A 14,939-nucleotide genomic window follows, 5' to 3' on the forward strand; every position below is an offset into this window, starting at 1 on the left:
GCTTAAAGCCATAAAACCATCCAATGGAACAAAACCCTCTTTCCGCTACTGTTTTGAAGGTTCTGTGCTGATGTATCCTTCGATTATGACATACTTTCAAGTGCGTTGAATCGATAAAACTTATGCCTCTACACTTTCCTAATCCCTTGGTTTTGAGAAACATCATTAACGGAACAGCTACTTTTTTCTTAAGGGCTACGAACCTTTGATAGGAGACTAGATTAGGGAAGAGGTCCTTTAGGTGATGGCAAACATACTGTGTATAAAACGCTTTGAAATTGGTGAATTGACCAAAATGGAAAAGCATGAGAATGCTAATAATTTCTGAATCAGAGAGTTGCGACTTTCTTAGTCGAGCCCCTTCCTTTTTCGATGCAATGAGGTGGTGGGCAATTTCCGTTTCAAAGGTGATACAAAAGTCGTCCACTTCTACGAAAAATTCAATAACTTTATCTTTAAGCATAAGGGTTGTTTTTGGGATTAGATATATTGAAAATCACAACTTTAATATACCCAAAAACAGCCTTTTTTCATAAACTAAATAATGCCTCACTTATCCGATATTCACGTTAAATAGAATATCAAGCTAACTCTAAGGTGAATACCACTGTTGAACAATTTACGCCTGGCCCTCCCCAACTGGTCGTAGCATGAACGCAGTGGTGCTACGATCTAAAACCGGATAGGGCGTCCGCCTGGTTAAACCGTGATTATTCAATAGGATTTCAGAAATTGGGATAATTCTTTGTTACAAGGAATTAAAGAGTGGTTTTGAATGAGTTTTAAATTAACCCAAATGGTTAACTTACCCATAGAATACAGTGATAAGCAAGTGACTCCTTATGGAGGCATGAGTTTAATGAAACGCTTTATAGATCAGACCGGTATGAGAAGCTTTCTAAGCCAGCTTGATTTACCGAAGCCGGGATCAAATCGTGGCTATCATCCCGAACAGGTCATAGAATCTTTTTGGCTGAGTATCTGGACTGGAGCTTCTTGCTATATTCATTGTGACTGGCTAAGATATGATACGGTTTTACAATCTATTTTCAGTTGGGATCAAATGCCGTCTCAAAGTACCTACAGTCGTTTTTTCGGGAAGTTTTCCCAGAAGCGGAACACCGAAGTGTTTCCTGTTTTACAAAATTGGTTTTTTAACCAGATCGGTGTGGATAATATCACCGTTGATTTTGATAGTACGGTCATCACTCGTTATGGTGATCAGGAAGGCAGCACTAAAGGTTATAACCCCAATAAGCGTGGCAGAAACTCTCATCACCCCTTAATGGCCTTTGTAGGCCAAACTCGTTTGGTGGCCAATGCGTGGCTCAGGCCCTACTACACAGGAAGACTTACGCCGGTTGCGACCACACCTACAAGAGCATTTGTTTCTACTGAAACAGCACATTTGTTTCGTGTAGCAGCTTCTGCTCCTGACTCTACATTGGAAATCAAAGTTACAGATCGGTTTGCGAATGTCTATTTAGAGCAAATGGAGCGGCCAAAGGCGTTTGGGTATTTGATGAGTTGATTTGTTTTTATGTACAGATCCTACCAGGGCCAACTTTGACCGTTGACGCGTTCCGTTTTTAAGGTTTCTTGGTACCCTAAGTCTTGATATTTAAAAAAAAATCTGCTATTAGATGCTGTGAACAATAACCTTTGTATTGACCTGTTTAATTAGGATGAATTCAGGAAGAAGAGGACAATCAGGCCATACACCCGGCTGTATTATGCCGGGTAGGCGCTGTAGGTGCACATGAATATGACCGATGGCCAGGTCCAACGGTATGTCCTGCGTGATGAGTTAATGGAACTCAGAGAAGCAGTAATATAAGCCGGGAGAGGAGTTTGATCGTTGGATATAAGGAAGCGTTGATCATCATGATATCCGCTATGAGTGGTCCAAAGTTTACCTGATCCTGCCGATTTTACATTGGAAAGCAAGGTGGATGAAAAGGGAGAAAAAATGCGTAGCCTCATAAAGAAATTACCTCTAAACACATTTATCTGCACAGGTATTTGATAGTAAATGCTTACTGGTTAAAGGGATAAGGAGATAATAAAATAATCACCAAAACTTAAACGCAACTATGTTGCTTTTGGTGTGTCAATTGAGTATATATGTGATACTGTTGCAACGGTAAAGGGTATGCTGAAAACCTTCAACAGAGTAGGCATCATTTTAAATTTTTTCTTATGAAAAATCTGAATAGTAAACTCAGTATCGAAGAATTAAAAGTGCAAAGCTTCGTTACAAGTATTGACGAAGAAAAAGCTCAGAAGATTCTTGGTGGAGCTGCCAGTCACCCCACTCACACTGAGGAAACCGACACACATGAAACTTGTACTTGCGATAATGGTAATCATGACCATGATCACTTCATAGCTGGTTAGTCGGGCGAAAATCAGCAGGCGGAGGTATTTCCGTCTGCTTTAATTATACCTGCTTTGAGGTACTCTTCGATCTGCAAAGCCAGGAATTTTTCACATTGCGTAAATGAAAACTGATCAAAAACGCTGCTGTGGAAATCGTTGAGCAATTCCTGAAAAGTCCTGTTCTCACATTGCTCAATGGTTGTCAATAGTTTGCAGCCAAAAGGTTCCAAGGCATATTCTTCCACACCGTACCTTCTTTTGACGATGAGGCAGGGGTTTTCACTGTCCTTAGCAATAATTTTCACATAGTCATTTAAGGAAAGTGTCGAGTCGCTGTAATTCATAGAGGTAGGCATACCCATAACCTGTTGATAAGCCCTCCATAAAAATTCAAAGGAAGGTTTTTCTAATTCCAGTTTGAGCTTCTCATTCTCGATGACAAACTGGTTTTTGGCTTCATTTTGAACTTCTTCTGACGTTCCGATGTGGTCACTGATTTTTTGAATAGTTGAATGAAGGGATTCATCCACATTATCAAAGAGCGGTAGGCCTGAACACGAGGCCAGCGTATTTGGGAAATAACGCTTGACGATCTTTCGTTTTATTGCTGAAATTGTGGGGGTGTTTTTGATTACATATTCAGGAGGTTTCGTGACGGCGGGTAATAAAGGATCATTGGGACTTTCCGGTTTCAACAAACGAAGCAAACAATATCCTATTCCCAATTGTCCCATGAATATGGACTGATCAGGTTTATTGATATCCCAACCTGAAGGCAAATACCCTAACCTTGCCCTAAGGAGCATGGCGTCCCGGATGACCTTGAACGCCTCTAGTGTCAGTTCTTTATTGTTTAACACAGCCCCTCCGTAGGCTAATAAATAACTTAAAGAGGCATGTCCGTTCGTAACAGTGAAATTGGCTGTTTTTTTATCGGAGTATTTACGAACAGCATGTTCAATTACCTTTAAAGCTTCTTTCTTATATTCAGGTTGATGCGTCAAAACATACGCCCTTAACCTGGTCATGGCTATGCCCAGGCCACCATGGGCCCAACCATTTACTTCTTCACCCCGCATGAGGTCTTCTACGTTTGACACTAAATTAGGCTGCTCCAGTTTTTTGGGATGAATACGGAAATCCGGCCATGTCTTAAAATCTTCCGAGTAATGCTGGCTTTCATATTGGTAGGCCTGTTCACCTAACCATGACAAACCGGAAGATTGATGTGCATTTGCGAGTTCTAACAAGACAAATCCAATGCCTGCAGCTCCATGTGAAAAACCACAAAGGCTGTCAATAAAGTTGGGGCGGTACCTCCACTTTATGCCTTGGTTGGAGAGAAAAGTATTATCAATCAGGTCGTTTACGCATTCTAAAAACAGGTCCCTGATCCATAACTCCCCACTGGCCTGGTATGCTTTATCCAGGACCAGTAAATTTCCTGCATTACCACTTAGTAGATCATCGCTGTAATGATCCTTGAAATACCTCTTATTTTGAGAGAGGAAAGATATAGCATGTTCGCGGTACTTCTCTTCTTCTGTAATTTCATACATGCAGGCCAATACATAAATTAAACCGGATTTACCTGTATATAAAGCCGTGTGCGAGTTCAAGTCCTGGTTTACTTGCTTTATTAACCATTCTGTGGTTGTTACGGCCAGGTTTAAGTAAACCTCATCCTGATTATAGTAATACACCGCTAACAAGTAAAGAATGATGCCGGCATTCCCCTTATAGATGGTAGTATCTGCGTTATAATAGCTTTTATTATGGTCGGCTTTATTCGGTTCCAGCGTTTTCCAGTAAGTAAGTTTACCTTCATAAATGCATTCCTGCATCAGGTTCTCATTCAATTGTTGCAACCAATGATCAAGGTTTTTTTGCTGGCTCAGATTCAGGTGTGGATGCATCTTCAATGGTTCGTTTTAAAAGGTAGGCTAAGAAAGCTTCATCGTAATTTTTAACACCTAAGCGATTATTGGTCATGTGGATCAGGCTCTCTAAAATGCGATGGAACCTGGATTCGTATCCTACTGATCTAAAAAGATCTGATAATATGTTTTTATTTCCCCTTATCCAGGTGTCTAACCAGGAGATCCCGGTTTCCTCATTTGCTTCTATCCGTTTGTTAACCTCTCCGAATAAGGCTTTTTGTGGCATCCTTTGATATTCAGGCTCATAATGCTTAAAAGCCACCTCTCTGAAGTTTGTGCCTGCTTCAGATAATCCGCTATGAGGAAACCAACTTTGGACATATGAATCATACAATCTATGTATTTCCACTGTAGATAAGTTAGAAACTGCTATCATACAAAAGTGCAATAGCAATGCCCGGGACAGCACATCTTCAGGCTGTTCTGTCAGTACAGTAAGGCATACTTTTGAAGACAGCACAAAGTGTGCTTCTGCGAAAGGTAAAGCAGTGGTGCCGCCATAACGTTCCGTTTCCGGGTGGTAAGCCATTTCCCGAAGTTCAAAGTCATTGGTACCGAAATAACTCCTGCATGTAGCGTCAATAATTTTACCTAATGTAGTTTGTTTTTTATGCGTACTTAAAATGCGGAGCCGGATATGTGGCCCTTCTTCATTGTATCGAATGTAGAAAAATTGTTGGATACCTAATTTCGCTTTTAATTCTTCAATAAGTGGGACAATGGCTTTTTGCAGGAAAACATCCCGATCATCTTCGAAAAAGATATGATAAGAAAGCCAGTTTTCTGAATTATTCATCATACCACTGAATTAGCGATTCAGATACTTTGTCTGATTCCATATGTTCAGGAGCAGGTAACATTTCCTCTATGCGTAAGTATTTCCCTGCTTTGCGGCAGGCCTTCCGAAAGAGTCTGACCAGAAGCGGTGATTGAAAATCTATGTATTGCGGTTTATAATCGTCCTGGGTGGATGCATTGCTTTCCGACCGATTGGAAGGATTAATAAAAAGGAAACTATGACGGGGGATCTGGTAGTACGTTCTCCAATGTTCTACTTTGATAAAATAATCAAAATCTGAAACAGCAGGCTCATCTTCAGGTAAACATGTTAGGGGTATTTTCCAGCATTCCCTGGATAGGACCAATACTTCATCTATTGAAATTCTTGGGAACCTGACCACTTCGTCGGGAGAATGATTCTGTTCTATAAACTCGTATACCCAGTTTTGTAATGTATATACACTAATAGGTTTTGAAGGGGAAAATAAGGTAAGGAGTTGGTATAGCTCGGAACGTGTGGAGTTAGTCTGTAAACAAAGGTCAAACGGAAGTATTTCCTTTCCGGTGGGCTGATGAATTAGTTTTAAGTCTTCACCTGCTTTTTTTACAACAATATCCGTAAGTGCAATTTGATGGGGCAAAGGTAAATCTGCATTTCCGCCTGGAATGACAATTTCATACGGCATTAAAGGGGGATGAATGTTGGCATTGAAGCAAGAAGCATCTTTAATTTCAGCGGCAAAAAAACCTTCGAATAACTGTTCATTTATTTCACGTGTTTTTTCAGTGATTTTATCCGGAAACAAATGAAGGAAGCGACCATAACCGCGTCCATAACCATTAAAAATACCGTTGACCACGGCATGATAGGTGTCCTTATGGTGTGGTTTATAAAGCTGAAGATGAGCAGCTTTAGAATACGGTTTGTTCAGGTTGGTATCAATTCCAAAAATGTTGGAAATTTCAGATTCGCTGAAATTTAATCCGGTTGGGTGAGTAAATTCTCTCGTACCGAGCAGCGTAAATAATTTCTGTTTACTAACTTTTTTAATCCTGTTGCCAAGGTTTTCCTGGTCTTTTAAGATTTGGCTGAACTCCGAATTAAGTACCCCGGAAGAAACTTTCTGTCGTTTAACCTTTTTTTCATTTTTTCGGTGTTGAGAATAAAACTGCCGATAGAAATCTATCAGTGGCACCTCGTTAGTTTTTTCATAATGATGATCGAAAAAAGACAATAGCTTGTACTTTTCTTGAAGGTAGGAATTTGCAGAAAGTAAAGTTGTATATACAGTATTTAACCTTTCGACCAATGTCTTCAGATCATTGTCAGTAAAGTTTTGAGGAACGGTGGTATGGGCATCTTCGTAAAAAATATTTTCCACCGTAAAATAAAAACCATTAAAATACCTGATAACGAAAGTGCTATTTTCATCAATACGTTCAAGAAACTCTTTTTTAGCTTTTTGTCTGTCCAACCCTTCCGTAAATGGAAGGTGATGTTTCTGACAGAATTTGCGTATGCTTTCTTTGAGTTGCAGGTAGGATGCTTGTAGAACTTCATTTCGTGAAGGAATATCAGCCTCTTCCAGTTTTTTTGCTGCTACGAGAAGTTTCTGTAAACACTCTTTCAACAGAATGACATTGCTGTTTTTTTTGCTCAATTTTTCCAAAAAAACAATGAATTTACCTGCCCATAGCGGATCTGTACCGGATATTCCAATATGAGGAGTTAGTAGTCCTATTTCTATGAGTTTCATCAAATATTTTTCAAGTTCCTCCGGTGAAGTTTCCGGGTACTTGAGAAGTAATAAGCGGATGATCTCATCAATGCTCTTAGGCGTTTCGATCAACTCAATCGTAAGGTCGGTTACGTTGCTATGCGATACATTTTGAAAGACTTCAACATTATTGAAGTTGATCAGAAAATCATAGTGTGAATCAGTTGCCTTGAATGTCGGGTTTAAGGCTAATGGAATTTGCTTTAAAATATCAGGGACCTGAAATAATAATCCTTTCAGGTAAGAGAAAATGTAGTTGTTCAGTCTTACGTGGACTTTACTCTTGTTATGGTCTCCTGTTTGGCCTGACACTGCAAGGTAAGTAAAACGGCTAAAGGGAGAAGTTTTGGCATACTGACGGGTAATATACTTTATCAAGGAATATTCTGTCTGTACTTGTGTCTTTTTTAACGTTGCTGAATGAACATTTAAATAAGGGAAAAGCTGATCAAACAGGGATTGGGAAGAGATCTGTAATGATTTTTGAAATTCTACATTCCTACGGATCATGTTCCTGAAATTGTTGCGTATCCGTTCCATGCCGGCAGTATACTGAGCAGCACTTTGTTCATAAAGCAAATGTCGCCTTGTATACTCCTCCTGGTAATTGTCAAAAAGCGGAATTTCCTCCTCATTCAGATAGGACCCGATAAGCTTTATTTCTTTAGACTTCAATGGTCGGAGGTTGTGTATGGCCCTTTTACCGTTTAGAAGCTTGTTCCTCACTTTTGCATCCGAGCATTGATTGATCTTTTTAAACAGGACATCTGTCAATTTACTTTTTGACTGTGCTAGCTTTTCATAGGTTATACTTGTTTGCTCTATTAGATAAAGTAACTCTTTTGGGTGAAGGGCGTCCAGTTCAGAAAAGCTGGAGGAAGAAATTCTGTGGAAAATTACGGGATACAATTTTAGCATCATTCAGGGGGTTATGAGTTTAAATTTTTATCGAATAAGCTTCTTAAGTGGCCAAAAATTCTTTGTAGCAGGCTTAGATTATCTGTAATAATTTGGGCTGACCCACTCAGGTGTTGTTTAAACGGGATGGCACGATCATACGAAGTGATGAGACGGGCCGGTAATTCCACGGAAACGAGGTAATGCCCCTGACTGGGTACTAGTGAAACATTTTTTACAGTGCCATAAAGTGTACCGTATTCATGATAGGGGTAGTTATCTAAGCGAATGGTTACTTTCTGATCAGGTTTTATTTTTCCGGATCCGCTGACGGGTAATTCCACCCTTCCTACAAAAGACCCCGAATTGGGAACTACAGAAAGCAAAGGTTCATCAGCAGACAGATACTGATTTTCACTAAATTTTTTTAAATAGGAAACCTGGCCGGAAATAGGTGCTCTTAGAAGGTATTTCTGCTCCCATGCTGCTATTGCTGCCATCATACGCTTAATCGATCCGCTTAAACGTAAACGTGTATTGTACAAATCATCTGAGAGTACTTGTTGCGAATTGATCTGCTCTTTAATAAGCTGCTGTTTTTGTAAATCATTACGATGGATCTCAAGAAAAATATCTTCGAGGTCTTTCTTTCTGCGCAACCATTCCAATTCAGAATCTTCAAAATCCTGGTCACTTATGATTTTTTTAGCAAACAGTTTTTTTTGCCTCTCATACGCCTTATCAACGATTACTTTTTCTTCCTCTAAAATGACTTTTTTGCTTTCCAAAACCGCGTTCAGATCTTCCAACTTATTGATTTGGAACCTTAAATTATCTTCTGTTTTCTTGGGATAGGATGTTTTTGTGAGGTACTGATACTCATAATAATTTTCTGTCATCTCGGAATGTGGTTCTTGTAATTCACCCAAAATCAGAGTGGCATTAAGCCGCTCCAGGTGATTAAATTCCTGTTCGTTCATTCCTTCGTTTAACACCTCTTTTAAGGCTAACACATCCTCTAACTTAGCAGGGTTTAATATCTGTCCCAGTAGCTCTCTTTTTTTTACAATGGCTCCTTCCGGAGCAGAAGGAACAAAAATGCCCGAATGCCTTACGGTAATATTCACGGGAGGAAGGTCGGTAGCAATATCTATTCGTGCGCTCAACACCGTCGGGTATTTGATAAAAGCTGCAAGTAGTAAGAACAAAAGGACCACAAAGCTCAATAAAGTGATTCCCCATCGTTCATACCAGGAAGGTATCACTTCAATCATTTCTTCTAACCGATAAAATTCTTCCGCTCTTGAGTTCATACTCCTAGCTCCAGTTGGTTTTTGATCAATTTAAAATAGCTTCCTTCCTGTGCAATGAGACTATCGTGTGTTCCCTGTTCAATGATCTTACCATGATCCAGAACAATGATCTGGTCTGCATCTCTGACTGTACTTAACCTGTGAGCAACCACTACCACTGTTTTGCCTTCAAAAAATGTATTTAAGTTGTTGGTGATTTCCCTTTCGTTATTGGCATCCAGTGCATTGGTAGCTTCATCGAAAAAAATATAGTCAGGGTTTTTATAAGCAGCCCTTGCAATTAAAATACGTTGTTTTTGACCTTCGCTCAATCCGACCCCATCAATACCAATTTTTGAATAATAGCCGGAGGGAAGCGTAGCGATAAAATCATCAATGTTTGCCAGTTTAGCAACGGACCTTAACCTTTCTTCGTCGATGTTTTGCTCGCCGGGTGCAATGTTGGCGGCTATTGAATCTGAAAAGATATATCCTCCCTGTAATACAACCCCGCAATTCTTTCTCCAATGAACGGCATGCAAGTTTTTCAGGTCCTGAATTCCAATGTTAATTTGCCCCTTATCAGGGGATAAAAATTTGAGTAAGAGCTTAAGCAAGGTGGTTTTGCCACTACCACTGGCGCCTACTATTGCTGTTACTTTACCCCTGGGAATATTGAGCGTTATATCTTTTAGTGTCCACTGATTGCCAGGTTTGTTATACTTGTAGAATACATGGCGTAACGATATATCCTGATGCGCCATATCTTCAGATAAAGAATTCGTGGTATGTTGATCCTCCTCTTCAAGATTAAATATTTCATTCATGCGCTGGAAACTCATTTGAGCATCCTGCCAACTGCGAAAAAATTCAATGAACTGGGAGACCGGACTGTTTAACTGACCGGTGATATAAGAGATGGATAACATCATCCCCAAGGTCAATTCTCCTTGTAAAACTAATGTAGCGGCGGTTACTACGATTAGAATATTCTTTAGCTCACCAATTAATAATGTTCCTCCCTGGAGATACTGCTCGAGGTTTAAACTTGCAAAGTTCAGCCGGAACAGTTTTGCCTGTTTTTCCTCCCAGTCCCATCTTTTTAGCTTTTCAGCCCCATTCAACTTTATTTCGTGCATCCCCTGCACGATCTCAATCAGGGTGTTTTGATTTTCTGAAAGTTGGTTGAATTTACGATAGTCGATCTGTTTTCGTTTTTTTAGGAAAAATAATATCCAGACGGAGCTGAATAAGGTGCCTAAAAAGAAGATCAAGGTTATTTTATAGCTGTAAATGAGCAATACCACTGAAAATACCAACAGGTTGATGACCGAAAACAACGTATTGATGACAGAATTGGTCAGAAATATCTCAATTCTTCTGTGGTCCTGCATCCTCTGCATAATGTCGGCCGTTTTTCTGGCATCGAAAAAACGGGCAGGAAGTTTCATAAGTTTATACAGGAAATCTGAGAGAAGCGCGATACTTACCCTACTCCCGATATGCATTAACACACGTGAGCGTATGAGTTCCACAAATGCGCGTCCTGCAAAAACCATAAGCTGCGCCATACAGATCAAATAAATAAACCCTATATCTTCGGTTTGAATACCGATGTCCACAATAGCTTGGGTGAGAAAGGGAAGTATCATTCCGAGCACGGCAGCCAGTAAGAGCCCTATAAACACCTGTAGAAATAAACTGTAGTAGCTGCGGAGATAATTCAATAATGAACCTAACCCGTTTTTTTCAGTGGTTATCTCTTTTTCATAAAAACTATTGTTCGGTTCCAGCAGTAAGGCTATACCAGAACCATCGCCTTCTACTGACCATTTTGACAGGAAATCTTCTTTGGATAATTTAACTCTACCGGAGCCGGGGTCAGCTATAAAGTAGCTATTTCCTTTTATATTGTAAAGTACAACATAATGTACCTGCCCCCAGTGCATAATAGCAGGCAAAGGCAATTTTATCAATTGCTTGGGATCTAGCTTGGCAGCAAAGGTCTTTAGGCCAACGCTTTCTGAGGCTTGCATCAATCCGGCTAAGGAAGATCCATCCTTTCCTATACTGGCTTTCTGTCGTAAATGATGCAGTGGATATGTTTTTCCATAGCTCTTACACACCATGCTTAAGCAAGCAGCACCGCAATCCATGACGTCTAGTTGTCGTACAAAGGGGAATTTTTTTTTGATCATGACTACAAACGCAAGCTAATTGCAATTATGGCAAACTATTAATATTATTGCAACAGTGTTGCTTTTAAGTTACGCAATTAAAAATCATCTACATGAAAAAAGGACCTCCATTAATTGTTTCATTATTCACTTTATGGCTGTCCACCACTCGCAAAACCAAGGATAATAGTCTGAGATACGTGCCCGAACAAATACAATTACAGAAGCTTATAGGAACCTGGGGGATAGGTGCAAACGGAACGGTTAACCGAGACGATGAGTCGTTGGATAAATGGAATGATTCTACCTGGACTTTTACAGACCTGACTATTCGCGCCATGAATACGGACCCTATTGTTTGGCTTGAAAGCGATTCACGGAGCTTTGTGTCCAGTAACCTTAACCGGATTCAACGGGCAGATGGGCCAGTCGTCAATATTTCTGTTTCGGACGACTCCCTGACAAAGGATTTTAAGCTCGAGGAAAGCACCGAAAATGGTAGAGCAGAAGGCGTATCAGGTAATGATCACAGAAACTATAGAAAACAATATAAAAACTTTAAATATATATGATCGAATTTTTACTTCTAAACTGTAAAATCAAGAAACAACTTATACCAGTAACGTTTCTCTGGCTTTCAGCCATTAGCGTGCATGCCCAAGAACTTACCTGGACATGGCAAAATCCGTTCCCTTCCGGGAACAGCCATTCTGATGTAGCCTGGATAGATGATCAAACTCTATATGTTTCGGGAACCAAGGGGCAATTTTTGCGATCAGCAGATTTTGGAACGACCTGGGAAACATCCAATATTCCTACAACTGCCAGGGTAAGAGAAATTCACTTCATCAATGCGAGTAAAGGCTGGGCTGCTACGAACGAAGGTGAAATATGGCATACTACCGATAGGGGTACTACCTGGACGCTACAATTTGAAGATGCCTCAGGCCCAGAGCTACAAGATATTCATTTTTACGATGAAAATACCGGCTATGCCGTAGGGCATGCCGGCTTTGCAGAAAATGTCCTTTTCAGAACGGCCGATGGCGGAGGAAATTGGGAGAAGGCTGACTTGCCCATCCGGGCCGGAGCGTCATTTTACGGAATGTTCTTTGTCGAAGCTATCAACGCGGATACCGTGTTTAGTGCCGGTTATGATAATACTTTTTTCAGTAGTTTTGATGGCGGTGTAAATTGGGATACCACCCACCTGCCGTTATCTACCGGGGGGTTCTATGAAGGCGGAGATTTTGTAAATGATAGTACCGGTTTTCTGGTTGGCCCTGACGCTTATATCTTAAAAACTGTCGATTATGGTAAATCATGGGAAACAACGACGGTTAATGCAGATTTAGACGAGCAAAATGAGCATTGGTTTTCGGAAGTATTTTTTCTAAACGAGAATACGGGATGGGTGAGCAGCTTCGGTTGCCTCTACAAGACTGCGGATGGTGGAGTTAATTGGAGCCGTACCTGTGAAGGAACTTATGGCACCGGTCGCAAATCATTTATACAGTTTAATGCTCAAAATCAGGGTATTGCGGTTGCCGGGATGGAGATTTATACTACCAATGATGGTACCACCTTTGACCTGGTATTACCTGTAGATCCTGTAAACACCTGGAATGCCATAGATGAGGTGGCAGGAGAGTTGTTTGTGTCAGGAAGTGGAGGAGAGGTTTTTCATTCTACCAATGACGGGCGGGATTGGGATATTATATCTACACCGACCGCTTCCACGCTGACTGACATAAGTTTTATTGACGAAAATAACGGCTGGGTAGTGGGGAGAGATAGCACCGTGCTCAAAACAAGTGATGGAGGAGCAACCTGGCAGGCTTTGGATACTGATTATACGGGTAATTTTAACGGAATTTATGCCTGGAATAACACAGATGCCGTAGTGGTAGGAAACGCAGGAGCTGTATTTAAAACCACAAATGGTGGTACGGACTGGACACAGGCGACGATCGATACCGAAAATAATATTAATGCTGTACATTTCGCCAGTGCAACTACGGGTTATGTGGTGGGCAGGTCAGGTCTGGTGGCTGCAACGACCGACGGTGGTTTGACCTGGACGATTCAGGATGCCGGAGTCCTTTCCCACTTAAACGATGTGTTTTTTATTAATGAAACTACAGGTTATGCTGTAGGGAACTCCGGGCAAATCTTGTTTACCGACAATGGAGGAACCACATGGACACCACAAGTGAGTGGTCAATCTTCCAGGTTAAATTCCGGTTTCTTTTTAGATGCCAATAATGGCTTTGTCACTGGGAGTGGTTTTGTTTTGGTTACAGAAGATGGTGGTCTTACATGGGAAGAGCAGGATACTCCTTCGGGGAATTCGCTAAACGATATACTGTTCATTGCACCTGATAAAGGTTGGGCAGTAGGCTCCAATGGCAACGTTTTATATTTTGGTGAAGATCTTGATGCGGTTACTTCAATTTTATTCCCGTTTGAAAAAGAAAGTTCGGTAGCCAAAGTATTTCCTAATCCTGTCTCTTATCAGACTACCTTTGCTTTACCCTCTTCTTTCAATGGAAAAGGAACATTGCAGGTATTTCACCTCTCTGGCCAACTGATTTACACGGAAGAACTTTTCTTTGTAGCAGGGCAAGGCCAGTGGGTTGTGCACCCCAGTTTAGAGAATGGAGTATATGCTTTTCAGCTTATGGCCGGTAGCCAGGTTAGAAGTGGTAAAGTGCTGATTCGCAAATAAAAATATTGGAGGGATGATCAGACAGTTAATTTGTGTTGGTGCAATAGTCTTGATAACACCTTTGCTATATGCTCAGGAGATCGATACTTTGTCTAACATACCAGACGGTAATACACTTTACTCCCCGGAATATAGTGGTCCGGGGCAGTGGGGGTATGTATTAGGCCAAAATTCATCTTTCCGGCAACAATTCGCTGAAAAATATGATATAGAAGGGGAGGCAATCGTCAAAGGACTGATCGTTCATTTGAATGGTACTTATGAGAACCCCGAAAATTATGTGGAATTCAATGTATATCAGGTAGCCTCTAACGGATTACCCGGCTCACGTATTGGAGGGAGGCAACTTTTTTATAAAGACTTGGATCTCTCCGGTAATGCGATGACCGTTACTTTCGCTTCTCCATTACCGGTAGCCAATTCTTTTTTTGTTACTTTCAACGTGCTGGATTATTTGCATGGCGGTTTTGAAGGGGATACCCTGGGGCTTATGGCCGGAGAGCCTGGTTCACGGCAAGAAAGTGATTTAAAAAACTTTGGTCGAAATGCTGTTCAGGCTCATAATCACGCTAGGGAGGATTGGAAGGACTTTCATACGCAGAACTTCACACCCATTGCCACTCATTTTGCTTTGTTTCCAATGGTTGAATTAGGCGGAACTATTACCGGAGTAGAACGACCACTGATGACGCAACAACAACTGACTTTATTTCCAACGTATCCTAACCCGGCCACAAATGAGTTCACGATAAACTATTCCTTGAGCAAGGCTTCAAATATTTCAATTCATATTCACGATCTGCAGGGAAGGCAGCTCTATTGGAAAAACCTGGGAGTACAAACTGTGGGAGAGTATCAGCAAGGCATTAATATTCAAAATTTCCCCGGTGGGACTTATATCTATGGGGTTGAGTCAGACAATATGAAGCTTACAGGAAAGGTGTTCGTAAAGTGATGAAAAAGATAAA

Annotated in this window: 12 protein-coding genes; 5 read left to right on the forward strand and 7 right to left on the reverse strand. The window is 40.8% G+C overall.

What is annotated here, in order from left to right; translation table 11 throughout:
- A partial coding sequence (locus FNH22_RS23470; protein ID WP_305038370.1) for a transposase occupies positions 1 to 463 on the reverse strand: 463 nt, incomplete at its 3' end.
- 312 nt (positions 464 to 775) lie between these two features.
- Here FNH22_RS23470 and FNH22_RS23475 point away from each other — a divergent pair.
- The gene (locus FNH22_RS23475) at positions 776 to 1,531 is read left to right on the forward strand and encodes a transposase (protein ID WP_143400896.1); all 756 of its coding nucleotides are present in this window, start codon (positions 776 to 778) and stop codon (positions 1,529 to 1,531) included.
- A 200-nt stretch (positions 1,532 to 1,731) separates the two neighbouring features.
- On the opposite strand, the gene FNH22_RS23480 is transcribed toward FNH22_RS23475, so the two are convergent.
- Entirely contained in the window at positions 1,732 to 1,983 is a 252-nt protein-coding gene (locus tag FNH22_RS23480; RefSeq protein ID WP_143400897.1) for a hypothetical protein, read from the reverse strand.
- 216 nt (positions 1,984 to 2,199) lie between these two features.
- Here FNH22_RS23480 and FNH22_RS23485 point away from each other — a divergent pair, with 216 nt between their 5' ends.
- Positions 2,200 to 2,397 (forward strand): pinensin family lanthipeptide, encoded by a 198-nt coding sequence (locus tag FNH22_RS23485; protein ID WP_143400898.1) that lies wholly within the window; start codon positions 2,200 to 2,202, stop codon positions 2,395 to 2,397.
- A gap of 11 nt (positions 2,398 to 2,408) precedes the next feature.
- Here the strand turns inward: FNH22_RS23485 and FNH22_RS23490 are convergent, their stop codons facing one another.
- The 5 genes from FNH22_RS23490 to FNH22_RS23510 are packed head-to-tail and all read right to left on the reverse strand — an operon-like array spanning position 2,409 to position 11,264.
- A complete protein-coding gene (locus FNH22_RS23490) occupies positions 2,409 to 4,295 on the reverse strand; it encodes a lanthionine synthetase LanC family protein (RefSeq protein ID WP_143400899.1) in 1,887 nt (628 codons plus the stop codon).
- Positions 4,255 to 5,118 carry a thiopeptide-type bacteriocin biosynthesis protein gene (locus tag FNH22_RS23495; protein WP_143400900.1) on the reverse strand — a complete coding sequence of 288 codons (864 nt, stop codon included), beginning with the start codon at positions 5,116 to 5,118 and terminating at the stop codon, positions 4,255 to 4,257. The genes FNH22_RS23490 and FNH22_RS23495 overlap by 41 nt, the downstream gene beginning before the upstream one ends.
- Complete coding sequence (locus tag FNH22_RS23500; protein WP_143400901.1) at positions 5,108 to 7,798, reverse strand: lantibiotic dehydratase; 2,691 nt, start codon at positions 7,796 to 7,798, stop codon at positions 5,108 to 5,110. Before FNH22_RS23500 ends, FNH22_RS23495 begins: the two co-directional genes overlap by 11 nt.
- A gap of 8 nt (positions 7,799 to 7,806) precedes the next feature.
- A complete protein-coding gene (locus tag FNH22_RS23505; RefSeq protein ID WP_143400902.1) occupies positions 7,807 to 9,087 on the reverse strand; it encodes an HlyD family secretion protein in 1,281 nt (426 codons plus the stop codon).
- Entirely contained in the window at positions 9,084 to 11,264 is a 2,181-nt protein-coding gene (locus FNH22_RS23510; RefSeq protein ID WP_143400903.1) for a peptidase domain-containing ABC transporter, read from the reverse strand. Before FNH22_RS23510 ends, FNH22_RS23505 begins: the two co-directional genes overlap by 4 nt.
- Positions 11,265 to 11,356: 92 nt before the next feature.
- On the opposite strand from FNH22_RS23510, the gene FNH22_RS23515 reads away from it, so the two are divergent.
- The 3 genes from FNH22_RS23515 to FNH22_RS23525 are packed head-to-tail and all read left to right on the forward strand — an operon-like array spanning position 11,357 to position 14,926.
- Positions 11,357 to 11,815, forward strand: a complete 459-nt coding sequence (locus FNH22_RS23515) for a hypothetical protein (protein ID WP_143400904.1) — start codon at positions 11,357 to 11,359, stop codon at positions 11,813 to 11,815.
- On the forward strand, positions 11,812 to 13,971 hold the full coding sequence (locus FNH22_RS23520; protein ID WP_143400905.1) for a YCF48-related protein: 2,160 nt from the start codon (positions 11,812 to 11,814) through the stop codon (positions 13,969 to 13,971). Before FNH22_RS23515 ends, FNH22_RS23520 begins: the two co-directional genes overlap by 4 nt.
- 13 nt (positions 13,972 to 13,984) lie before the next feature.
- Complete coding sequence (locus tag FNH22_RS23525; protein WP_143400906.1) at positions 13,985 to 14,926, forward strand: T9SS type A sorting domain-containing protein; 942 nt, start codon at positions 13,985 to 13,987, stop codon at positions 14,924 to 14,926.
- The last annotated feature ends 13 nt before the right edge of the window (positions 14,927 to 14,939 follow it).

Source organism: Fulvivirga sp. M361 (genome assembly GCF_007097395.1).
Taxonomy (GTDB): domain Bacteria; phylum Bacteroidota; class Bacteroidia; order Cytophagales; family Cyclobacteriaceae; genus Fulvivirga.

Excerpts from the sequence above, each read along its gene's own strand:
- FNH22_RS23515 (WP_143400904.1), top strand. The coding sequence starts at position 11,357 with ATGAAAAAAGGACCTCCATTAATTGTTTCATTATTCACTTTATGGCTG.
- FNH22_RS23500 (WP_143400901.1), bottom strand. The coding sequence starts at position 7,798 with ATGATGCTAAAATTGTATCCCGTAATTTTCCACAGAATTTCTTCCTCC.
- FNH22_RS23525 (WP_143400906.1), top strand. The coding sequence starts at position 13,985 with ATGATCAGACAGTTAATTTGTGTTGGTGCAATAGTCTTGATAACACCT.
- FNH22_RS23510 (WP_143400903.1), bottom strand. The coding sequence starts at position 11,264 with ATGATCAAAAAAAAATTCCCCTTTGTACGACAACTAGACGTCATGGAT.
- FNH22_RS23485 (WP_143400898.1), top strand. The coding sequence starts at position 2,200 with ATGAAAAATCTGAATAGTAAACTCAGTATCGAAGAATTAAAAGTGCAA.
- FNH22_RS23505 (WP_143400902.1), bottom strand. The coding sequence starts at position 9,087 with ATGAACTCAAGAGCGGAAGAATTTTATCGGTTAGAAGAAATGATTGAA.
- FNH22_RS23475 (WP_143400896.1), top strand. The coding sequence starts at position 776 with ATGAGTTTTAAATTAACCCAAATGGTTAACTTACCCATAGAATACAGT.
- FNH22_RS23520 (WP_143400905.1), top strand. The coding sequence starts at position 11,812 with ATGATCGAATTTTTACTTCTAAACTGTAAAATCAAGAAACAACTTATA.
- FNH22_RS23495 (WP_143400900.1), bottom strand. The coding sequence starts at position 5,118 with ATGATGAATAATTCAGAAAACTGGCTTTCTTATCATATCTTTTTCGAA.
- FNH22_RS23480 (WP_143400897.1), bottom strand. The coding sequence starts at position 1,983 with ATGAGGCTACGCATTTTTTCTCCCTTTTCATCCACCTTGCTTTCCAAT.
- FNH22_RS23490 (WP_143400899.1), bottom strand. The coding sequence starts at position 4,295 with ATGCATCCACACCTGAATCTGAGCCAGCAAAAAAACCTTGATCATTGG.